This is a genomic window from Nocardiopsis sp. CNS-639, from assembly GCF_000381685.1.
In the GTDB taxonomy this organism is placed as follows: domain Bacteria; phylum Actinomycetota; class Actinomycetes; order Streptosporangiales; family Streptosporangiaceae; genus Nocardiopsis; species Nocardiopsis dassonvillei.
In genome coordinates this window covers 72197-92858 of the sequence record NZ_KB906875.1, presented here as the reverse complement: position 1 = coordinate 92858, position 20662 = coordinate 72197, and the positions used below count along the sequence as shown (strand labels likewise).

Sequence of the window (20662 nt, the reverse complement as noted above, 5' to 3'; positions counted from 1 at the left end):
CTCCTTTGAGAGGGTAAGGCTCCCTATAGACGATGGGGTTGATAGGCCGGGTGTGGAAGCCCTGTGAGGGGTGGAGCTGACCGGTACTAATAGGCCGAGGGCTTGTCCGCTGCAGATAATTGGATGTTCGCGCACATTTTTCACGGAGCTTGCTGCTCACGGTGATTCCCTGCCTCTTGGGGTGGGTGGAGTCGGGTGGGTGGTGTGTGGTTTCCGTGGTGGTTATTGCTGGAGGGTCACACCCGGTCTCTTTCCGAACCCGGTCGTTAAGTCTCTTTGCGCTGATGGTACTGCCCTGTGGTGGGGTGGGAGAGTAGGTCGCTGCCACGGTTTTTTGTTGAGGGGGGTCGCCTTGTGGGGCGGCCCCTCTTCTTTTTTGTGTGTGGGGGGTTGTCGGTGGGGGCGGCCTCTTTTTTTGTGGTGGTGTTTGTGCGTTTGTGAATGCGGGGGTGTGTGGGGGTGCGGGGGTGGGGGTGGGCCCCCTGTGTTCTAGTCAACCGGGTGTGGGGGTGGCGGTGCCAGAGCGTCTTGCGTCCTGTGGACAAAAGGCCCCGTTCCCGGGTGCGGGAGCGGGGCCTGGTGGTTCCGGGGAGCCAGTCGGAGACGTCAGTCGTGCGGCACCGAACCCGACACCGGATCGATCTGGTCCCGCATGTCCGCGGCCTCGATCTCCTCCCGGGTGATCCCGAGGATGAACGCGATCGTGTCCAGGTAGGGCACGCTCACCGATGTGTCGGCCTGCTGCCGCACGACCGGCTTGGCGTTGAACGCCACGCCCAGCCCCGCCGCCTGCAGCATGTCCAGGTCGTTCGCGCCGTCGCCCACGGCCACGGTCTGCTCCAGGGGCACACCGGCCTCCGCGGCGAACCGCTCCAGGGTGGTCGCCTTGCCCTTGCGGTCGATGATCGGCCCCACCAGTTCGCCGGTGAGCTTGCCGTCGACGATCTCCAGGGTGTTCGCGGCGGCGTAGTCCAACCCGAGGCGCTCCACGAGCACGTCCGTGAACTGCGTGAAGCCGCCGCTGACGATCCCGCACTCGTAACCCAGGCGCTTCAGGGTGCGCACCAGCGTCCTGGCGCCCGGAGTCAGCTGGATCTCCTCGCACACCTTGGGAATGGCGGAGGCGTCCAGGCCCCTCAGCAGCATCACCCGGCGGCGCAGCGACTCCTCGAAGTCCAGCTCGCCGCGCATGGCCTCCTCGGTGACCCGGGCGACCTCGTCCGCGCATCCGGCGTGCGCGGCCAGCAGCTCGATGACCTCGCCCTGGATCAGCGTGGAGTCCACGTCCATGACGATGAGGTGCTTGGCCCGCCGGTGCAGGCCGCTGGGCTGCACGGCCACGTCCACCCCCTGGGTGGACCCCTCCATGGCGAGTTCGGCGCGCAGCTGGTCGGCGTCACCGCCGGAGATCTCCATCTCCACGGAGGTCACCGGGAAGCTGGACAGCCGCTCGATCCGGTCGATGTTCGCTCCCGCGCGCGCGACGCACGAGGTGAGGGCGCCCAGGGCGCCGGGACGCAGCGGGTCGGCCAGGACGGTCACGTGCAGCCGGTCGTGGACGACCGCCTTCACACGGCCGTTGTCCTTCCCGCCGCTCTTGCCGTAGCCGACCTCCATGTCGAGGTCGATCGCGGTCTTGTCGAGCGCGTTGCGGACCTCCTCGAAGACCCGCGAGGGACTCACACCGGGAGCCACCCGCTCGTCCACCTCCAGGACCGCGCCCAGCACGAGGCGGCCCGCGAGGACCACCTGTTCCAGGTCGGCGATGGTCACCGGAAAGACGGAGAGGGTGCTCAGCAGACGAGCACTGATGCCCGGACGGTCGTGGCCGGTCACCGTCACCAACAGCGTGGATTTCTCATTCATGGCGGTGTCCACGGTACTCGGCCGTCCCGGAGGGGCGTCGCGCAGGGCTGACCCTTTTCCCAGCTAGTTCACTATGTGGACAGCTGTAGGCGCGACGTACGTCACCTGTCCTTCCGACTCTTCTTCTTTCGCTTGGGGCCCTTGGCCTTGACGTCCACCCCGCCCAGCATGCAGGTTCCCGTCAGACGGACGACCGGGGCGTTCGGGTCGGTGACCTGGTCCGTTCCGTGCAGATCGGCGCCGCCCAGGATCCCGGACGTGTTGTTGATCACCCTGACCCCGTGGGGCACGACGATGTCCACTCCGCCCATGATCACCGCGACCTGGATGGTCACCTCGTGCTGGCTGAGCACAGCCTCGCGCAGGTCCAGTTCCACCCCGCCGCACAGCACGGACACGTTCGTGCGCGGTTCGACCAGCCAGCGGCCCTTGCGCTCGCAGCCGCCGAACACCGCGACCAGGTTCTCCGAGCCCTTGCTCTGTCCGGCCAGGTCACGCGCCTCGCTGCCCAGGATCTCCATGCCGCTGGGCGCGTCGGAACGCCGTTCCATCGACGCGTAGTCGTACCCGTGGCCGGGCACGGGCAGGTCCTCCACGATGGGGCCGAGCTCGCCCATGGTCTTGGCCTTGTAGAGGGTGTCCAGTCGCTCCTCGTGCTCGACCGGTGTCAGCCGCCCCTCGGCCAGGGCCTCGCGCAGCCGCTCGGCAACCTTGTCCCGGTCCGCGTCGGAGGCTCGGATGTGCTCGGGCTGCATGATGACGGGTCTCCTCGTTCCTTCCGTGGGGCCGGGTCCGGCCGGCCACACAACCAGTATCGGTATTCTCCGCCTCCACGGGATCAGGTAACGCCCCTGGCCCGACCCCGAGAATTCCGTTCCCCGTCCCAGGGTGTTCCCGCCCCCCTCCAGAGTGGCCCGCGAGAGCACGTGGAACAACCCCCGCCCCGTCCCTGCTCAACGCCTCCGCGTCCGGCCGAACCCGCGGTCGGTCGGACGCGTGCCGGGACCGGGCACGGGACCGCGGGTGGTGCGCACCGCAGGGTCGCGGTGGCGGGGACCCCAGGACGGTTCCGGGGTCCGCACCATGGAGGGCGCCCCGCCGCCCTCCCTAGCGTGGCCGCATGGCTCCCGACCCACGCGCCCGCCCCCGCCCAGGCCCACACCCGGTACAGGCTCCATGCCCGGGGCCACGCGGCGGACGCCGCGTCCTCCGCGTCCTGGGGGCCGCCGCGCTGCTGTTCCTGCACGCGGCCCCCGCCTCCGCCGAGCCCCTGCGGACCCCGACCCCCGCCGCGGTCGACACCCTCGTGGAGGAGTACCGGGAAGCCACCGGCCTTCCCGGCGCGGCGGTGGTCCTGACCCACGGCACGGAGGTCGTCCACGCGCAGGGGTACGGCACCACCCCCGGCGGGGAGCCCGTCACCGAGCGCACGCCCATGGCCGTGGCCTCGGTGAGCAAGTCCTTCACCGCGCTGGCGGTCCTCCAGCTGGTCGAGGCGGGAGAGCTCGGCCTGGACGACCCGGTGCGGGAGCACCTGCCCGAGTTCACGATGGCCGACCCCCGCGCGGGGCGGATCACCGTCCGCCAGCTGCTCGACCAGACCTCCGGCATGTCCGACTCCGAGTTCGCCTCCTACAGCCGGGGCCGGAGCACCCTCACCCTGCGCCAGTCCGTCGAGGACCTGCGCGACGCGGGTCTGGCCGCCGAACCCGGCACGCGGTGGGAGTACCACAACCCCAACTTCCAGGTCGCCGCCCGCCTGGTCGAGGTGGCCGGCGGGCGGTCCTTCGCCGACCACCTGGACGAGCGGGTCCTCTCGCCGCTGGGGATGGACGACACGACCACCGTCGACACCGACCTCGACCTGCCGCCCAGCGCGCGCGGCCACATCAGCGTGCTCGGCCTCCCGTTCCCGGCGGACGAACCCCCCGGGTTCGGCAACGGCTCGGGCGGCGTCATCAGCACCGCCGCGGACATGGGTGCGTGGCTCGTCGCGCACGACAACGGCGGTCGGGGCCCCGGCGGCGAACGGATCCTTTCCGAGGAGGGGATCGATGCCCTGCACACCCCCTCGCCGGTCTCCGGGGGCTCCTACGCCCTGGGGTGGTCTTTGGACCAGACCCGTTCGGGGGCGCCGGTGGTCGAGCACAGCGGCAACCTGATGACCGCCACCGCGCATCAGGCGCTGCTGCCCGAGAGCGGTCACGGTGTGGCGGTCATGGCCAACAGCGGGTCGGCGGGCAGCGGCGCCTCCGGCCTGGCCGCCGCGCTCGTGGAGCTGATCGACTCCGGGCGTGCGCCCGCACCGCCGACGGGAACGCTGGTGCTGGTCGCGGACGCCGTCCTGCTCGCCCTGGGCGCCGCCGCCGTACCGCTCGCCTGGCGCGGCGTCCGGCGCGCGGGTGACTGGGCCCGCGCACACGGGGGACGCCCGTGGTGGGCCGCGGCGGCGCGCCTGCTGCCCTACACCGCGCCGCCGCTGCTGTTGGCGCTCCTGCACGAGGTGGTCGGGTGGCTCTACCGGGGCAGGGACGTGGCGTGGTTCCAGGTGCCCTACCTCTTCACGTCCTTCTGGGTGGCCCTTGTCATACTCGCCCTGGCCTGTGCGACGGTCGCCTCGGTCCGCGTCGTCCGTCTGGTGTCGGCGCACCGTGGAACAGGCGGTACCGGCGGGAGGGCGGAGCGCGCGTCGGGCTGAGCGACCGGGGCAGCCCGGGGGCGGGCACGGCCGTCCCGGCTTCCCGTTCGTTCCCGGGCCGGGGGCCGGTGCTCGCCTCCCGGCCGCTCCCGGGTCCGCTCAGCGCCCCGGAACGCCCCGGCCGGACGGGTCGATCGCCCCGTGCGCGGCCACCAGGGCCCTGCGCACCGCCGCGTCGAGCCTGCGCAGCCCCTCGGAGCGGGCCGTGGCCTGGTGGGCGGTCAGTCCCCGTCCCGACGACGGCTCGGCCAGCTCCACCACCCCGGCCAGCCGTGCCGCCTGCTCCGCCACCCGGTGGGCCCGGGGCGGGTACCCGCGCGCCAGCGAGGGCGGGCCGCCGTCCAGTTCGCCCAGCCGACGGTGCACGTCCGGTGCGAACGGGGCGACGTCGTCCACGCCCTCCATGGTCTGGACGGCCTCGATGAGGGCGAGCTTCAGCGCCTGCTCCGCCTCGGCCAGGCCGGGTACCTGCGGCAGTGCGTCGTTCGCCGGATACGGTGTCCACGAAACGCCCACATAGGATGAACCACGCCGGTCGGCGGAGGGCACCAGGCCCACCTGCCGGTCGGCGAGCCGCACCAGCACCCCCTCCCGCGCCTCGACGGCGGCCTGGTTGAGTTCCTTGGGGCCCACGAGCCCGAGGGGATCGCCCCAGGTGGGCAGGGCCAACCGGAAGGCGGACAGCCCCAGGCCGCGCAGCCGTGTCAGTGCGGCCCGCAGCGGTACGCCGCTGTCGAAGGGCAGGTCCACTGCCGGTACTGTCCCGATCAGGTTGGGACCACCGCGCCGCTCGACGGCGTCGACGGCCTCGTCGAGGCCGACGTGTCCGGCCAGCCAGGCGTTGCCCCAGGCGACGAGTGGTGCGGACGAGAGATGCATTGCTTCAGGGTAGGGCGGCCCGTGCACCGGCGTGGGACGTGACGTGAGGGAGGACGATGGACGGGCGTGTTCTGGGCCTGAGCGGGGTCACGGTGCGGAGGGGCGACGCCCATCTGCTGGACGGGGTGGACTGGACGGTCCTGGAGGGCGAGCGCTGGGTCGTCCTGGGCCCCAACGGTGCGGGCAAGACCACGCTGCTCAACGTGGCCTACAGCCAGACGCACCCGACCGCGGGCGAGGTGGAGATCCTCGGTGAGCGGCTGGGCCGGGTGGACGTGTTCGAGCTGCGCCCGCTCATCGGCTACGCGGGCGCCTCGGTGGCGTCGCGGATCGAGGAGGGCACCGAGGTCCTCGACATCGTGCTGAGCGCCGCCTACGGCTACGTGGGCCGCTTCCGGGAGGAGTACGGGAACCCGGACTACGGCCGCGCCCGCGCCCTGCTGGGCCACTGGGGCGTCGCCGACCTGGCCGACCGCCGGTTCCACACCCTCTCCGAGGGCGAGCGCAAGCGCGTGCTCATCGCCCGTGCGCTGATGTCGGACCCGGAGCTGCTGCTCCTGGACGAGCCCGCCGCCGGGCTGGACCTGGGCGGTCGTGAGGACCTGGTGCGCCGTCTGGGGAGCTTGGCCCGCAACGAGGCCGCGCCCGCGCTGGTGGTGGTGTCCCACCACGTGGAGGAGATCCCCGCCGGGACCACGCACGCCCTGCTGCTGCGCGGGGGTTCGGTGGTGCAGGCCGGTCCGATCGACGGGGTCCTGACCGCGGACCACCTGTCGGAGACCTTCGGGCTCGCGCTGAAGGTGGAGAGGGACGGCGAGCGCTGGAGCGCCCGGGCCGTCTGAGGGTCCCGGCCGCCTGAGGGCTGGCGGCACGGGTGCGCCGGAGTCCGTCCGGGCGGATGCCCTGGCCCGGGCCCCGGGCGTGCGGACACCCGGCCGTCCGGGCAGGTGTTCCGTCCGTGCGCATGAGCCCCCGACGACAGATTCCCTCTTATTGGATTGCATTAACGGAGCAAATGTATTGACCATAAACAGTGTTTCTGTCCGGATGTGGTCGCCCCGGCGCATATGGGGTAGCGTCAGCGGACGGTGAGCGGATCGCTCCATTTCGGCGCGCTTTATGATCTTCGGGTGGGCGGGGCCGCCGGGTGCGGTCCGTGCCCGCTTGTCACCCCCGTCTGGAGATCCGGAGCTGCCCAGATGCCGATACCGAATGACGCCCTCCGTCCGGAAACCGGGGCGGCCCCATGACCATGATCATCATCGTGGCGCTTTTCGTCGCGGTTCTTCTGCTCGTCTTCTGGCGGAGCGTGCGTATCGTTCCGCACTCGATGGAGGACGTCGTCGAGCGTTTCGGTAAGTTCCACCGGACGTTGAGCTCGGGTTTCAACATCGTCATCCCCGGTGTGGACCACGTGCGCGAACGCATCGACCGCCGCGTCCAGGTCGTGAGCTTCCCGCCGCAGTCGGCCATCACCGAGGACAACCTCGCGGTCGAGGTCGACTCGGCGGTCTACATCAGGGTCGTGGACGCCTACCGGGCCACCTACGAGGTGGCCAACTTCATCCAGGCCGTCGAGCAGCTGACTTTGGCCACGCTGCGCAACGTCATCGGCGGCATGAACCTGGAGGGGACGCTCACCTCCCGGGACGCGATCAACCGCGAGCTGAAGGCCGTGCTGGACGAGGCCACCAGCGACTGGGGCATCGAGATCAGCCGCATCGAGCTCAAGGGCATCGAGCCGCCGTCCTCCGTGCAGGAGGCGATGGAGATGCAGATGCGCGCCGACCGCGAGAAGCGCGCCCAGCTGCTCAGCGCCGAGGGCGAGAAGCAGTCCGCGGTCCTGCGCGCCGAGGGTGAGCGCTCGGCCGCGGTGCTGCGGGCCAGGGGCGCGGCCGAGGCGCAGGCGCTCACCTCCAAGGCCGACGCCGAGGCGCAGACCACCCGGGCCCGCGGTGAGGCCGACGCCATCCACATGGTGTTCAAGGCCCTGCACACCAGCCGGGTCGACCCGGACGTGCTGGCCTACCACTACCTCCAGAAGCTCCCGGAGATCGCCAGGGGCGACGCCAACAAGGTGTGGGTCGTCCCGGCCGAGATGGGCCAGGCGCTCAAGGGGGTCAGCGCCGCGTTCGACCGGCTGCGCGACGACGTGGTCCGGGCCCCCTGACCCGGCTCCGCCGCCCGGCCGTCCGGGTGCGCGTCCCGCGCGGCGGGGCCCGCCCCGCGAACCGGTTCCGCGGCGTCGGACCGGCTGACTGAGGGCCGGACCGCGAGGGCCCGAGCCCGGTCCAGTACCGGGCTCGGGCTCTCCGCGTATCCCGGCATGATCATCCGATGACCCGCTCTCGTAGTCTGTTGTCGTCCTCGACCGTCGGGGGCGGACAGGGAGAGCTGGGCGGATGGAACTCTGGGAGGCGGCGGTCATCCTTCTCGCCGGTGTGGCGGCCGGCGGGATCAACGCCATCGCGGGGTCGGGGACGCTGTTCACCTTCCCCGTGCTCCTGGCGCTCGGCTACCCGCCGATCACGGCGACCGTCTCCAACAGCATCGGCCTGGCCCCCGGGACGCTCAGCGGCACCATCGCCTACCGCCGGGAGCTGGCGGGCCAGCGTGCCCGCATCCTCCGGCTGGGCAGCATGTCCTTCCTCGGAGCGGTGACCGGCGCCCTGCTGCTGATCTACCTGCCTCCGGGCGTGTTCGAGGCCGTGGTCCCGTTCATGATCGGCCTCGCCTGCGTGCTGATCGTCCTCCAGCCGCGGATCACCCGGTGGGTCCGCTCGCGCAGGCCCGCCCACAGGGACGGCGGCCCTCTGCTGCCGCTGGGCGCCTACGCGACCGGCGCCTACGGCGGCTACTTCGCCGCCGCCCAGGGGATCATCCTCATGAGCATCCTGGGCACCGCCCTGGACGAGGAGATCCAGCGGCTCAACGCCCTGAAGAACATGCTCGCCACCATCGTCAACACCACGGCCTCGGTGTTCTACATCATCCTGGCCGAGCCCGCCTGGCCGGTGGTCGGCCTCATCGCCTGCGGGACCATCATCGGCGGGTACCTGGGCGGAAGGTTCGGGCGCAAGCTCAGCCCGGCCGCCCTGCGGGTGTGCCTGGTCCTGGTGGGACTGTCGGCCGCGGTCCAGATCATCATGGGCCGGGTCTGACCCCGCCCCGCCGATCCCCTCGCATGGACCCGCGACGCCCTGTGAGAGAGCTTCGCGCCGGGCCCCGTCGGGGTCAGGTCCGGAAGTAGCCGCGGCGGTCGGCGTCGTCCACCAGGGCGGTCGCGTAGGCGCCCAGCGCCTCCGACCCCTCCTGGATCAGCTTGACCTTCTCCATCACCTGCGCCCGGGTGATCCCGAAGCGCACCCACGTGCCGCCCTCGTTGTGCCAGTTGGCGAGCATGGGCGAGAGCCGGTCGACCGCGCGGGCGAACCGCGCCTCGGCGGTGGCGCGCGCCTCGAACTCCTCCCACAGCTCTCGGGCCCGCTCGGCCTGGTCCTCGGGCAGGAGGGGGAAGATGCGGTCGGCCGCGGCCCGCTCGCGCTCCGCCTGGGTCCGGGAGTTGACGGTGTCGAAGAGGAAGGTGTCCCCGGCGTCGATCTCGACGATGTCGTGGAGGACCAGCATCTCGACCACGCGGTCGATGTCGGTGCCCTCGGGCGCGTACTCGGCGAAGGTGCGGGCTGACAGGGCCAGGTGCCAGGAGTGCTCGGCCGAGTTCTCCCGCCGGGAGCCGTCCACCAGGAGGGACTGCCGCAGGATGCGCTTGAGTTTGTCGACTTCCAGAAGGAAGCGGAGTTGCGCGTTCAACCGCTCGTTGTCGACCCCGCTGGCAAAGACCGGTGCCGGTTCCGTCACGTGGTTCGCCCTCCTGAAGGATGAGTCGAAACGGTCAGGTGGGCCGCTCTGTGCGGCCGCCACTGGATGATCCCATGGAACGCGCACCAGCTGTCGCGGCGGCGTCCGTTGAGGGGACGCCGGAGGAGGTGCCAGGGTGCACCCGGTGAACGGGGGGTTTCGCACCGGACCGCAAAGCGGACGAAGCGCCCGGCGGGGCCCGCCGGAGCCCCTACTCGGCCGTCCGGACCTGGTCGGAAGAGCTGAGGTGCTGGTGGAACCACTCGGTCAGCGCCCGGTCGGTGAGGACGCCGGCCGGGGTGAGCGGGCCGGGTCGCAGGCCCGGCTCCGGACCGATGGCGTGGGCCAGGTCGGGGACCACGATGTGACGGAGCGCATGTTCGGGTGCGTGGGCCGCCACGGCGTCGTGCAGCGCCCGGCCGTGCTCGGGGGGCACGACCTCGTCCCGGCCCCCGCTGACGACGAGCAGGGGGACGCGGTCGCGGGAGACCTCCTCGGCGCGGCCGCCGAAGTCCAGCCAGTCGCGGGTGCTCAGGGCCTGATCGGTCCACTCGTAGGCCGTGCCGGTGCGCCGCTCCCGCGCGGCGATGACCAGGGCGGGGTCCACGACCGGGTTGACGACGGCGGCGGCGCCGACGGGCAGGCGCCCCTCGGCCAGGGTGAGCAGGACGGCCGCGGCTCCGGCGCCCACGCCGACCAGCCCGACGGGCGCGTCGGTGACGGGGAAGGCGGCGCGCAGTTCGGCGGTGACGCGGTGGAGCTCGGCGGCGGCCTCCTCCACCACCGGGCCGAACAGTTCGACGAGGTAGTCGCGCTCGCCGCGCCGGTTGATCTCGGCGACGCCGCCCTCGGGGAGCCGGGCCCCGAACAGGGGCAGGCCCAGGTAGACCCGCCAGGCCGGGAGCGGGGCCATGGGCACGGTTCCGGCCAGGGCGGCCTCGGCCCGGGGAGGCTCGAAGGCGTGCAGGCCCAGCACGAGCGGGGCGGGGACGTCACCGCTGGCGGGCGGAAGGGCCAGGAAGGGCACTCCGGCGGCCGTTCCGGTGACGGGCCGGGAGAGGGTGCCGGCGTCGGCTACCACGGATGGTCGCCTCCGTTGCGTTGGGAGAAGTGGGACAGGTAACTGCTGACCAGGTGCTTGGCCTCGCGGACGAGCGCGGGGTCGCCCTCGGGGTCGTCGCGGAAGGCGAGCTTGAGCACGGCGTCCGCGGCCTCGACGGCGACGTCGATGGCCCGGTCGAGCTCCTCATTGTCGGGGATGCCTGTGACAGAGACGATGATCCTGCGCAGGCGGATGGAGATGACGCGGTTGTTGTCGGCGCCTCCGTTGAGGAGGCGTGTGTCGACGATGTCACCGAAGTGCAGGCTGCGGAAGCCCGGCACGTGGCGGTGCATGTCGATGTACTCGTCGACCACCGCGTCCACGGCCAGGGTCCAGTGGCTGAAGGAGGCGTCGGCGAGGCGCTCGGTGACGCGCGTGCCGAACTGGTCGAGGAAGCGCAGACCGAGGGCCTGGGTGATGGCCTTCTTGTCCGGGAAGAACTGGTAGACGGAGCCGATGGCGACCCCGGCGCGCTCGGCGATCCTGGTCGTGGAGAGGTTGTCGTAGCCGACCTCGTCGAGGAGTTCGGCGCAGCAGTCGAGCATGCGCTGGACCCTGAGCATGCTGCGCTGCTGGGCGGGCAGCCTCCGCAGCGGCGCCTGCGCGAAGGCGAGTTCGTCGTGGGCGACGCTGGCTCGTCCACGGCCCTCGCGTGACGCGTGGTCGCCCCCCGTGCTGCCTGGGGAACGTCGTGACCGCGGGGGTGTTGAGCTTCGGGAGTTTGTCGTCACAGCTCCTATGATGCCTTTCCGGAATCACCTGGTTCCGGGGAAATTCCAGTTTCGTTCCACCGCCCCTCCCGGAGCGGGGCCAGCGGTCCGGAGCGGGGGGAGCCCCGGCCGGGGGCTCCCGGGCGCTGCGTGCCCGGAGCGCGCCCCACGTTTGGATAGCGCTTTCCTGTTGGGCTCTGGCATGGTTGGATCAGGGCCGACGCAGCGTACACACCCTCCTGGAGGCTGAGAGCCATGACCACCGCCCCGGACACCACACCGGAGGAACTCGACGCCGTGATGGAACGGGCCGCCGCGGCGGCGCCGCTCCTGGCCGCGCTCACCCCGGACGAGCGCGCCGGGCTGCTGCGCGCCGTCGCCGACGCCCTGGACGGCGCCGCCGACGAGCTCGTGCCGATCGCGATGGAGGAGGCGCACTACCCCGAGGCGCGCTGCCGGGGGGAGCTGGGCCGCACCACCTTCCAGCTGCGCCTGTTCGCCGAGACCCTGGAGGAGGGCTCCTACCTGGAGGCCGCCGTGGACCCGGCCGACCCCGACTGGGGCACCCCGCGCCCGGACGTGCGCCGCCTGCTGGTCCCGCTGGGGCCGGTGGTGGTGTTCGGGGCGAGCAACTTCCCGTTCGCGTTCGCCACGGCCGGAGGGGACAGCGCCTCCGCCCTGGCCGCCGGATGCCCCGTGGTCGTCAAGGCTCACCCCGGGCACCTCCGGCTCGCCCGGCGCACCGCGGAGATCGTGGTCGCGGCGCTCGACGGCGCCGGGGCGCCCGAGGGCTGTTTCGCGCTGGTCGAGGGGGTGGAGACGGGCAAACGCGCGGTCACCCACCCGCTCACCCGGGCCGTGGGCTTCACCGGGTCCATCCCCGGCGGGCGGGCCCTGTTCGACCTGGCGGTCTCGCGACCGGACCCGATCCCCTTCTACGGGGAGCTCGGCAGCGTGAACCCGGTGTTCGTCACCCGCGCGGCCGCCGCCGCGCGCGGCGACGAGATCCTGGGCGGGTACGCGGACTCGGCCACCATGGGCTCGGGCCAGTTCTGCACCAAGCCCGGCGTGCTGTTCGTGCCGGAGGAGACCAAGCTCGACGCCCTCGTCGCCGACTTCGGCGGGCGCGCCGCCGCCCCGCTGCTCAACGAGCGGGTCTCCGAGGGCTTCGTGCGCGGGCTGGACGCCCTGAGCGCCCACCCGGCCACCGAGGTACTGGTCCAGGGCGTGCGCACCGGTGACGACTGGACCCCGTCCCTGCTGCGCACCGACCTGGACTCCCTGCTGGAGAACGCCGAGACCCTCCTGGAGGAGTGCTTCGGCCCGGCGACACTCGTGGTCACCTACCCCGACGAGCGGCGGCTGCTGGAGGCGGCCGGGGTGTTCGGCGGCCAGCTCACCGTGACCGTGCACGGCGAGGAGGACGACGAGATCGCGCCCGCGCTGCTGGCGCTGGGCGCGTCCCTGGCCGGACGGGTGCTCTGGAACAGCTGGCCTACCGGGGTCGCGGTCACCCACGCCATGACCCACGGCGGCCCCTACCCGGCCACCACCGCGCCGCTGCACACGTCGGTGGGCACCACGGCGATCCGTCGCTTCCTGCGCCCGGTCACCTACCAGTCGGTGCCGCAGTCGCTGCTGCCCCGGGAGCTGCGCGACGACAACCCGCTGGGCGTGCCGCGCCGCGTGAACGGCGCCGCTCCCTCCGCCTGACCAACTCGCCGGGCGCGTCGGCCGACGTGCCCGGCGGGTGCCTCGTCGGTGGTCCGACCGCGGACGTGCCGGACGCGGCTTCGGGGGTTCGTGTGCGTGGCGGGGGCCGGTCCCCGGGCCGGCACAGGGGCGGAGGAGCACGCCGAGGGGACGTGCCGGGCCGCCTTCCGGAGCGGGGGCGCGTCGTACGCGGAGTCGTGAGGGGCGCGGTGAGTGAGTCCTAGGGTCTGTTTTTTGAACCGGCCTCAGCTTGTGGGGGGCGCCCACGGGATTCCGGAGGTGTCGTAGGCGCCGAAGGTTCCCGTGCCGCGGGCGCCCGTACACGGACCGAAGCGGAGCGGAGGTCCAAAGAACGCTGCCTAGGGGTGCCATCCTCCGGCGGCGTAGCGGTCGTAGGTGTCGCGGACCGCCTCGGCGCAACGCCTGTCCCGAGCCGCCATGGACGGGTGCAGGAACACGAACAGCACGTTGCACAGGAGGGTGAAGAGGAGCCACCCGGTCTCCACGGAGAGGCCCTCCGTCGACAGCCACCACACCAGGAACCCTGCCTGCACGCACGACACCGCCGCCCAGATGGCGGACGTGCGGCGGGGGAACCGGATTCCGTACTCCCTCAGTTTTCGTTCGGCCATGATCCGGGCCAACCAGTTGGTCCCGGGGTCGTGGCTCAGTACCCCCTCCGCCACCAGCTTCTCGGCCATCGCCAGCCGGTACGGATCGGCGTCGGGCGGCAGGGGAACGTCACCGAAGGAGCGGCGCACACTCCGGGCGGACAGTTCACCGACGAGCACGGTCACCCCGACGACCAGGGCCAGTCCGACACCGGAGTAGGCCAGGAACTGCGCACGGGAGTCGGTGAGTTCGCTGGCCGGGATCAGGAAGACCAGCCAGAGCAGGAGGAGGACGGCTCCGAAGACCAGATAGGCGAAGAGACGTGGCCTGGTTTGCGCGCGGATCAGGTTGCGCGCGCGGAACACGGCGGTGCCTGACGGGGGACGCGGGGACGGCGGCGGGGGCTGGGGGATCACCTCCCCACCGTATCCGGGCCCGCTTCTGACGGACGGCTGTGAACTTGACCGGCAGGGGCTTGGGGCGGCTGCCCGGCACGCGTAACTTGTCGCCATGCACACCCACTCCACGCCTCCCGACGTCGAGGCGCTCATCCGGGACCTGCCCAAGGTGGAACTGCACGTCCACCTGGAGGGGTCGATGCCGGCCGACACCCTGTTCGACCTCGCCCGAAGGCACGGCGTCACCGACGTCCCCGACACCCTGGAGGCGCTCCGGGACTGGTACGTCTTCACCGACTTCCCGCACTTCGTCGAGGTCTACCTCGCCTCGGTCGCGACCCTGCGCGAGGAGCAGGACTTCGCACTCCTGGCCTCGGCGGTCGCCGAACGCCTGGCCGCGCAGAACGTGCGCTACGCCGAGATGCACGTCAGCCTCTACACCCACCTGATGCGCGGGGTGCCCGCCCGCGTGGTCTTCGACGGCATCGAGGAGGCTCGCCGCGCGGCCGAGAGCCGGCACGGCATCCAGCTGCGGTGGATCCCCGACTTCCCCGCCGACTTCGGCCTGGAGAGCGCGGAGGCCACCGTGGAGGCGGTCCTGCGCGACGCGCCGCCCAGCGTCGTCGGCTTCGGCGTCGGCGGTGTGGAGACCCCGCTGGAGCAGTACGCCGGGGTGTTCGGCAGGGCGCGGGCCGCCGGGCTGGCCAGCCTGCCGCACGCCGGTGAGCACGGCGGTCCCGAGCGGGTGCGCGAGGCCCTGGACGCGCTCGGCGCCGAGCGCATCGGCCACGGCATCGACTCCATGCTCGACGAGGCGCTGGTCGACCGGCTGGCGGAGGGGCGGATCCCGGTGGATGTCAGCCCCACCTCCAACGTGTGCACCCGCGCCGTGGCCGAGCTGGGCGACCACCCGCTGCCCCGCATGCTGGAGGCCGGTCTGCTGGTCACCCTCAACACCGACGACCCGACCATGTTCGGCACCGACCTGAACGGCGAGTACCGTGCCGCGCACGCCCTGGGCCTGGACGCCGCCGACCTGGTCGGGCTCGCCGCGAACGGCGTGCACGCCTCCTACCTGGGCGCGGCCCGCCGCCACGCGCTGCTGGCCGAGATCGGCGAGGTCGCCGCGCGCCACGGCGTCGACTCGGCGAAGGTCGCGGCGCCGCGCTAGCGTCCCGGCCGGAACCGTCGCCGGTGTGATGTGCGGGACCGCGAACGGTCGCCGTGGTCCCAGGCGGGCGAGGACGGGTTGCCCGCACGTTCCGGTGGGCGGGGAAACGGGGCATGTCCTGATAAGGGGAACGCACATCACACGCTTCCGGCGGTCGCGCCCTCCGGGCGGTACGGCGCCGCCGGCGGGACTCCGTGGGCATTCCCTTTTCCCAGCTTTTCGCCCAAAAGGGAATTATCTTTGCGCGGGAGGGAAACATGGCACGGGGTTTCGGGTGCCAAGGGGTGACTTGGGTGCGAATCTGCGAAGTTGCTTAGTAGGTTCGGTTCTGGGGTTTACCGGGAAAATTTTCTTTTCCTGTGGCAACATGGAGTAGGTGATCATAAGCAAGGGGTAGTCAATGGGGCATGCTGTGAGCTGCCGTTATGACTTCGTGTAGCAAATCTGTTGCGGACTGTACTTATACTGGGGAAGAGTATTTCCCGAAAACGCCTGCGAGCCTTCGGTGGCTTGCTAACGTTTCGGTCCGTCGGCGGTTCCGCGAACTTTCGAACCGCGACTTCACACATGCGGGTCGCCCCGCCGCCACGCAGTCCTCTCTGCTGGCGGACCCGCACCGCCGTGGACAGCCGGACCCGCGAGACGACGCGGGCACCGGTCCCGTCGCGGACCAGCGCCGCAACGGCGCGATCCCCGAGCCGTACCCGTGAAAGGTCACCTCCGCACATGCGCAACACACTCCGTTACTCCTTCGCCACCGTCATGACCGCCGGACTGGTCGTGGCGCCCGTGGCGGCGGCCTTCGCCGACACCACCACCAGCGGCGCGGGCGGGATCGGCAGCGGGAACCAGGTCGTCGTGCCCGTGGACATCGAAGCCGAGCTGTGCGGCAACTCGATCGCGATCCTCGGCATCTCCAGCGCCACGTGCACCCAGGTCTCGGAGGTCCTCTACGAGGCCAGCGGCCAGGGCGGAGCCGCCACGGACGGCTCCGGCGGTGTGGCCAGCGGCAACCAGATCATCGTCCCCGTGGACGCCGCCATCGACGCCTGCGGCAACTCGGTCGCGGTCGGCGGTATCAGCCAGGCCGAGTGCGTCGAGGTGGTCGAGGTCCTGGAGGAGGAGAGCGCCGACGCGCCCACCACCAGGACCGACGGCTCCGGCGGTGTGGCCAGCGGCAACCAGATCATCGTCCCCGTGGACGCCGCCATCGACATCTGCGGCAACTCGGTGGCCATCCTGGGCGGCTCCAGCGCCAAGTGCACCACCATCATCAACATCATCCAGGCCTCCCCCGAGAACGAGGGCGCCCCCGACGCCGCCACCAGCGGCGCGGGCGGGATCGGCAGCGGCAACCAGGTCGTGGTCCCGGTGGACGCGGCCGTCGACATCTGCGGCAACGCCGTGTCCGTGCTCGGCCTGGCTGAGGGCTCATGCATGGAGATCATCTCCGAGGAGGAGCGGCCGGAGGAGCCCGGCGAGGAGAAGCCCGAGGAGCCCGGCCAGCCCGAGGAGGAGAAGCCGGAGGAGGAGCAGCCCGAGGAGCCGGGTGAGGAGAAGCCCGAGGTGCCCCGCGAGGAGGACAAGGGCGAGGACGACTCCAGCACCGGTGAGGAGCCGACCGAGCCCCAGGCCGACGAGCAGCTCCCCGTGACCGGTGGCGCCCTGGCCGGTCTGGTCGCCGCGGGCGTCGCCGCGGTCGGCGCGGGCGGCGCCGGGCTGTACTTCGCCCGCAAGCGCAAGGCCGCCGCCGTGACCGGCGACGACGAGTAGCACGGTCGGGGGACCCGGGTCCCCCGACCATACACGCGGGGCCGCCGGTGACCGGCGGCCCCGTTCGCGTGCGGACCGTCGGAGGGGCGCGGCCGACGGCGGTCGGCCCCGACCGCGGCGGAGGGTCCGGTCAGGCGGGCCGGGGGCCGCGCGGTGCGGGGAGGCGAGGGGCGGTGCGAGGCGGCCGGAGGAGTCTCATAACCTCGAAGACGTGCTCAAAGTCCTGTTCTCGCAACGCATGCTGGCCTTCCACGCGCTGGTGCTGGTGCTGGTGCCCAGCTTCGTCTGGCTGGGCTTCTGGCAGCTGGACCGGGCCGGGCAGCGCGGCGCGGCGGTCGACCTCCAGCAGTCCAACCTCGCTGCCGACCCCGTGCCGGTGGCCGAGCTGACCCGGGTCGGCGAGGACGTCGACCCCGACGACCGCTGGCGCACCGTCGAGGCCGCCGGCACCTGGGACACCGAGCACGAGCTGCTGCTGCGCAACCGCGACGGCTCCGGGGGCGTGGGCTTCCACGTGCTGACCCCGCTGGTCACCGAGGAGGGGACCGCGGTCCTGGTCAACCGCGGATGGGTCGAGCGCGGCGAGACCGCCCTCGACCAGCCGGAGGTGCCGCCCGCGCCCGAGGGCACCGTGGAGGTGGCCGGGCGCCTGCACTACTCCGAGACCGAGGAGAACACCGGGCTGCGCAACCGCGACGACCTGCCCGAGGGGCAGCTGATGATGGTCGACGTGGACCAGATCGCCGCGGACCTGCCCTACCCCGTCTACGGCGGGTACGTCGACCTGACCCGCCAGGACCCGATGCCGGAGGCGGCGCCCGAGCCGGTCGTCCTGCACGAGGAGGACGCGGGGATGAGCGCGTCCTACGCCGTGCAGTGGTGGGTGTTCGCCGTCGTCGCCGTGGGCGGATGGGTCTTCCTCGTCCGCCGTGAGATCCGGGACGCCCGCGAGGCCGGGGCGGGGGAGTCCGGTGAGACCGCGGAGGTCGCAGGGTCTGCTGAGACCGCCGAGGCTGTGGAGCCCGGTGAGACCGCGGAGGTCGCAGGGTCCGCTGAGACCGTGGAGTCCGGTGCGACAGCCGATGCCGCGCAGCCTTCCGAGCCCGCCGAGACCACCGAGGCCGTGGAGTCCGGCCGGAGTTCCAAGGGGCCTGAGGGGTCCGGCGAGGACTCCGGTGCGACCGCGGGCACGGGCAGGCCCGGGGGCGCCTAGCCCGGGGACGCGTCCGGTACGACCACGGGGCTTCTGTCTCCGGAACCCGACCGCGAAGGCGTGTGGGCGTCCGGGCCCCGTGCACGCCCGCCCTTCTGGAAGGCTGGGGCCCATGAACGATGACGGCTATCCGGATCCCGGGCGCGTGGCGCGTCGCACCGTGGACGCGGAGGAGAGCGCCCGCGCCGGACGCCAGTGGTGGGACGGCGCGGCCGACGCCTACCAGGCCGAGCACGGGGCCTTCCTCGGCGACGCCGAGTTCGTGTGGTGCCCGGAGGGCCTGACCGAGGCGGAGGCGCGCCTGCTCGGCGGCCCGGAGGACCTCCTGCGGGCCCGGATCCTGGAGGTGGGCTGCGGCGCGGGCCAGTGCGGGCGGTGGCTGCGCGCCCAGGGGGTGCGCGAGGTGGTCGGGTTCGACCTGTCCTTCCGCCAGCTCCAGCATTCGCGCAGGATCGACGCGGGGACCGGGCACGCGCTCGCGGCCGTGCAGGCCGACGCCCAGCGGCTGCCGTTCGCCGACTCCGCCTTCGACGTGGTGTTCTCCTCCTTCGGGGCCTTCCCGTTCGTGCCCTCGGCCGACGACGCCCTGGCCGAGGCCGCGCGGGTGCTCAGGCCCGGCGGGCGGCTGGTGTTCTCGGTGACCCATCCGGTCCGGTGGAGCTTCCCGGACGACCCCGGAGAGGACGGGTTCACCGTGAACCAGTCCTACTTCGACCGCCGCGCCTACGTGGAGGAGGACGACGGCGGGGACGCGGTCTACGTGGAGCACCACCACACGGTGGGCGACTGGGTGCGCGGGATCGCCCGCGCGGGCCTGGTCCTGCGGGACGTGGTCGAACCGGAGTGGCCCGAGGGGCTCGACCGGGTGTGGGGCGGCTGGGGGCCGGTGCGCGGCCGGTTGATCCCCGGCACCGCGATCTTCTCGGCGGTCCGGCCCTGAGTTCCTGACGGAGCGGGAGGGCGGCGCCCCGGTGCCGCGGTGCCACGGCCCTAGACGGGCTCGCCGAGGTACTCCGGGGGCACGGCGGGTACCAGCCACACTCCGTTGCCGGTGACCCGGAAGACGTAGCCGTCGTCGTGCATGCGTCCGGAGGCGATGGTGAGGACCACCGGCGCGCCGCGCCGGGCGCCCACCCGGCGGGCGGTCGCGGTGTCGGGGGACAGGTGGACGTCGTGCCGCCGCATCGGCCGCAGCCCCTCAGCGGTGATGGCGGGCAGGAGTCGGCCCACGGTGCCGTGGTAGAGCAGGGCGGGGGGCGTGCTCGGCTCCAGTCCCAGGTCGACGCGGACGGAGTGGCCCTGTTGGGCGCGGATGCGGGTGCCGTCCGGGCTCAGGACGAAGCGCTTCTTGTCGTTGGTGTCGACGACCTCCTGGAGGGCCGCGCGGTTGAGGCGCACCCCAGCTCTTCTACAGCCCGCGAGGAGTTCGTCCACCCCGGCCCACCCCTGCGGGTCGAGCCGCACTCCCACACGGGCGGGGTCGTGGCGGAGCACGCGCGACAGCAACTTGGAGGCGCGTACGAGTTCTCTCCGGTTCATGGCTCCGATGATCCCCGCCGGGCCTCCGGTCGGGCCAGGGCTTTTCGGTCGGATACCGGGGCGGTGCCCGGACGGCGAAAACCCCTGGCGCAGGCGTGCACGGAGGAGGCAGGAACGGGTGAGTGGAGCGCGCCGGTCCCGGAGCAGGGGTCCGGGCGCTCCTGAGCGGTTCGCCGCACCCGGAGCGGGCGGGTCCGCGAAAGCGGTTCGCGGACCCGTCGGCGGGTATCGCCGGACCCGGAACACCCCTCCGACGACGAGCAGGAGCCCCCGCATGGCCGACGTCCGTGTCCGGACCGCCCTCCCCTCCGACCACCCGCGCATCCTGGCGGTCTGCGACGACTGGTGGGGGCGCCCCGTGGCGCACATCCTCCCCCGGCTCTTCCTCGACCACTTCCACACCACCAGCCTCATCGCCGAGGCGGAGGGGGAACTGGCGGGCTTCCTGATCGGCTTCCCCTCGCCGTCCGTGCCCGAGGAGGCGTACGTGCACTTCGCCGGGGTGGCCCCGGGACACCGCAGGACGGGGCTCGCGAACGGGCTGTACCGGCGCTTCACTGACGGGGCGCGGGAGCACGGGTGCACGGTCGTGCGCGCGGTCACCTCCCCCGCCAACGAGCGCTCGATCGCCTTCCACCGCGCCCACGGCTTCGCCGTCACCGGACCGCACGCCGACTACGAGGGGCCGGGCGTGGACCGGATGGTCTTCACCCTGCGCCTCGGGGCGTGACAGGGGACGCCGCGAGCACCGGAGGAGGAGGCCGCGCCGCGGCCCCGGCGCGCGGCCTCGCGACGCGTATGATCCGGCTACCGGACGCGGAGGAGGCACGGTGCGGCTCAAACTCGACCTGCACGACATCTTCAACAAGGGACGGGACATCGACCGGGCCCTCAACGACATCATGGACGAGGCCGAGCGCACGGGCGCCAAGAGCATCGAGATCATCCCCGGCAAGGGGTCCGGGCAGCTCAAGAAGCGGGTGCTGCGCTTCCTCGACCGCAAGGACGTCAAGGCCCGCTACCACCGGGTCGAGAAGGACTCCAAGAACTTCGGGCGCCTGTTCGTGCACTTCAGGCACTGAGTGCGTCCGCGCCGCGGCCGGCGGCGGGCCGGCGTGCGCGGAGCCGCC

Annotated in this window: 19 protein-coding genes and 2 rRNA genes; 13 read left to right on the top strand and 8 right to left on the bottom strand. The window is 72.2% G+C overall.

Annotation, left to right across the window (positions count from 1 at the left end; genetic code table 11):
* Both G011_RS0125095 and rrf read left to right on the top strand, forming a co-directional pair.
* Positions 1–110 (top strand): 23S ribosomal RNA (locus tag G011_RS0125095); the annotation flags it as partial.
* Positions 111–214: 104 nt separating this feature from the next.
* Positions 215–330: ribosomal RNA gene (rrf, locus tag G011_RS0125090) — 5S ribosomal RNA — on the top strand.
* Positions 331–606: 276 nt separating this feature from the next.
* Here rrf and serB read toward each other — a convergent pair.
* On the bottom strand, positions 607–1866 hold the full coding sequence (gene serB / locus G011_RS0125085) for a phosphoserine phosphatase SerB (RefSeq protein WP_026338644.1): 1260 nt from the start codon (positions 1864–1866) through the stop codon (positions 607–609).
* A 101-nt stretch (positions 1867–1967) separates the two neighbouring features.
* A complete protein-coding gene (locus tag G011_RS0125080) occupies positions 1968–2621 on the bottom strand; it encodes a DUF1707 domain-containing protein (RefSeq protein WP_019610867.1) in 654 nt (217 codons plus the stop codon).
* Positions 2622–2986: 365 nt separating this feature from the next.
* Between G011_RS0125080 and G011_RS0125075 the strand changes: the two genes are divergently transcribed.
* The gene (locus G011_RS0125075) at positions 2987–4564 is read left to right on the top strand and encodes a serine hydrolase (protein WP_019610866.1); all 1578 of its coding nucleotides are present in this window, start codon (positions 2987–2989) and stop codon (positions 4562–4564) included.
* A gap of 99 nt (positions 4565–4663) precedes the next feature.
* Here G011_RS0125075 and G011_RS0125070 read toward each other — a convergent pair whose 3' ends face one another.
* Positions 4664–5443 carry a hypothetical protein gene (locus tag G011_RS0125070; protein WP_019610865.1) on the bottom strand — a complete coding sequence of 260 codons (780 nt, stop codon included), beginning with the start codon at positions 5441–5443 and terminating at the stop codon, positions 4664–4666.
* A gap of 56 nt (positions 5444–5499) precedes the next feature.
* On the opposite strand from G011_RS0125070, the gene G011_RS0125065 reads away from it, so the two are divergent.
* The 3 genes from G011_RS0125065 to G011_RS0125055 all read left to right on the top strand — a co-directional run bounded on the left by G011_RS0125065 (position 5500) and on the right by G011_RS0125055 (position 8604).
* Positions 5500–6285: an ABC transporter ATP-binding protein gene (locus G011_RS0125065; protein WP_013156327.1), complete on the top strand. Its 786-nt coding sequence runs from the start codon at positions 5500–5502 to the stop codon at positions 6283–6285.
* 404 nt (positions 6286–6689) lie between these two features.
* A complete protein-coding gene (locus tag G011_RS0125060) occupies positions 6690–7613 on the top strand; it encodes an SPFH domain-containing protein (protein WP_013156328.1) in 924 nt (307 codons plus the stop codon).
* A 232-nt stretch (positions 7614–7845) separates the two neighbouring features.
* Positions 7846–8604, top strand: a complete 759-nt coding sequence (locus G011_RS0125055; protein ID WP_019610864.1) for a sulfite exporter TauE/SafE family protein — start codon at positions 7846–7848, stop codon at positions 8602–8604.
* 73 nt (positions 8605–8677) lie between these two features.
* On the opposite strand, the gene G011_RS0125050 is transcribed toward G011_RS0125055, so the two are convergent.
* The 3 genes from G011_RS0125050 to G011_RS0125040 all read right to left on the bottom strand — a co-directional run bounded on the left by G011_RS0125050 (position 8678) and on the right by G011_RS0125040 (position 10966).
* Complete coding sequence (locus tag G011_RS0125050) at positions 8678–9301, bottom strand: HD domain-containing protein (protein ID WP_017563491.1); 624 nt, start codon at positions 9299–9301, stop codon at positions 8678–8680.
* 211 nt (positions 9302–9512) lie between these two features.
* Entirely contained in the window at positions 9513–10382 is an 870-nt protein-coding gene (locus G011_RS0125045; RefSeq protein WP_019610863.1) for a S9 family peptidase, read from the bottom strand.
* Positions 10376–10966 carry a TetR/AcrR family transcriptional regulator gene (locus G011_RS0125040; RefSeq protein WP_013156332.1) on the bottom strand — a complete coding sequence of 197 codons (591 nt, stop codon included), beginning with the start codon at positions 10964–10966 and terminating at the stop codon, positions 10376–10378. The genes G011_RS0125045 and G011_RS0125040 overlap by 7 nt, the downstream gene beginning before the upstream one ends.
* 402 nt (positions 10967–11368) lie before the next feature.
* On the opposite strand from G011_RS0125040, the gene G011_RS0125035 reads away from it, so the two are divergent.
* Positions 11369–12826: an aldehyde dehydrogenase (NADP(+)) gene (locus tag G011_RS0125035; RefSeq protein ID WP_019610862.1), complete on the top strand. Its 1458-nt coding sequence runs from the start codon at positions 11369–11371 to the stop codon at positions 12824–12826.
* 359 nt (positions 12827–13185) lie between these two features.
* Here G011_RS0125035 and G011_RS0125030 read toward each other — a convergent pair whose 3' ends face one another.
* Positions 13186–13854, bottom strand: a complete 669-nt coding sequence (locus tag G011_RS0125030; RefSeq protein ID WP_231391583.1) for a hypothetical protein — start codon at positions 13852–13854, stop codon at positions 13186–13188.
* Between the two features lie 94 nt (positions 13855–13948).
* Between G011_RS0125030 and add the strand changes: the two genes are divergently transcribed.
* The 4 genes from add (at position 13949) to G011_RS0125010 (ending at position 18933) form a co-directional block, all read left to right on the top strand.
* Positions 13949–15007, top strand: a complete 1059-nt coding sequence (gene add / locus G011_RS0125025; protein WP_019610860.1) for an adenosine deaminase — start codon at positions 13949–13951, stop codon at positions 15005–15007.
* Positions 15008–15733: 726 nt separating this feature from the next.
* On the top strand, positions 15734–16780 hold the full coding sequence (locus G011_RS0125020) for a chaplin family protein (RefSeq protein WP_019610859.1): 1047 nt from the start codon (positions 15734–15736) through the stop codon (positions 16778–16780).
* A 211-nt stretch (positions 16781–16991) separates the two neighbouring features.
* Positions 16992–17993 carry an SURF1 family protein gene (locus tag G011_RS0125015; RefSeq protein ID WP_019610858.1) on the top strand — a complete coding sequence of 334 codons (1002 nt, stop codon included), beginning with the start codon at positions 16992–16994 and terminating at the stop codon, positions 17991–17993.
* 112 nt (positions 17994–18105) lie between these two features.
* Positions 18106–18933: a class I SAM-dependent methyltransferase gene (locus G011_RS0125010; protein WP_019610857.1), complete on the top strand. Its 828-nt coding sequence runs from the start codon at positions 18106–18108 to the stop codon at positions 18931–18933.
* A 50-nt stretch (positions 18934–18983) separates the two neighbouring features.
* On the opposite strand, the gene G011_RS0125005 is transcribed toward G011_RS0125010, so the two are convergent.
* Positions 18984–19532 carry an RNA 2'-phosphotransferase gene (locus tag G011_RS0125005; protein WP_026338643.1) on the bottom strand — a complete coding sequence of 183 codons (549 nt, stop codon included), beginning with the start codon at positions 19530–19532 and terminating at the stop codon, positions 18984–18986.
* Positions 19533–19806: 274 nt separating this feature from the next.
* Between G011_RS0125005 and G011_RS0125000 the strand changes: the two genes are divergently transcribed.
* Both G011_RS0125000 and G011_RS0124995 read left to right on the top strand, forming a co-directional pair.
* The gene (locus G011_RS0125000) at positions 19807–20262 is read left to right on the top strand and encodes a GNAT family N-acetyltransferase (protein ID WP_019610855.1); all 456 of its coding nucleotides are present in this window, start codon (positions 19807–19809) and stop codon (positions 20260–20262) included.
* A gap of 100 nt (positions 20263–20362) precedes the next feature.
* Complete coding sequence (locus G011_RS0124995) at positions 20363–20614, top strand: Smr/MutS family protein (RefSeq protein WP_013156341.1); 252 nt, start codon at positions 20363–20365, stop codon at positions 20612–20614.
* Positions 20615–20662 lie beyond the last annotated feature (48 nt).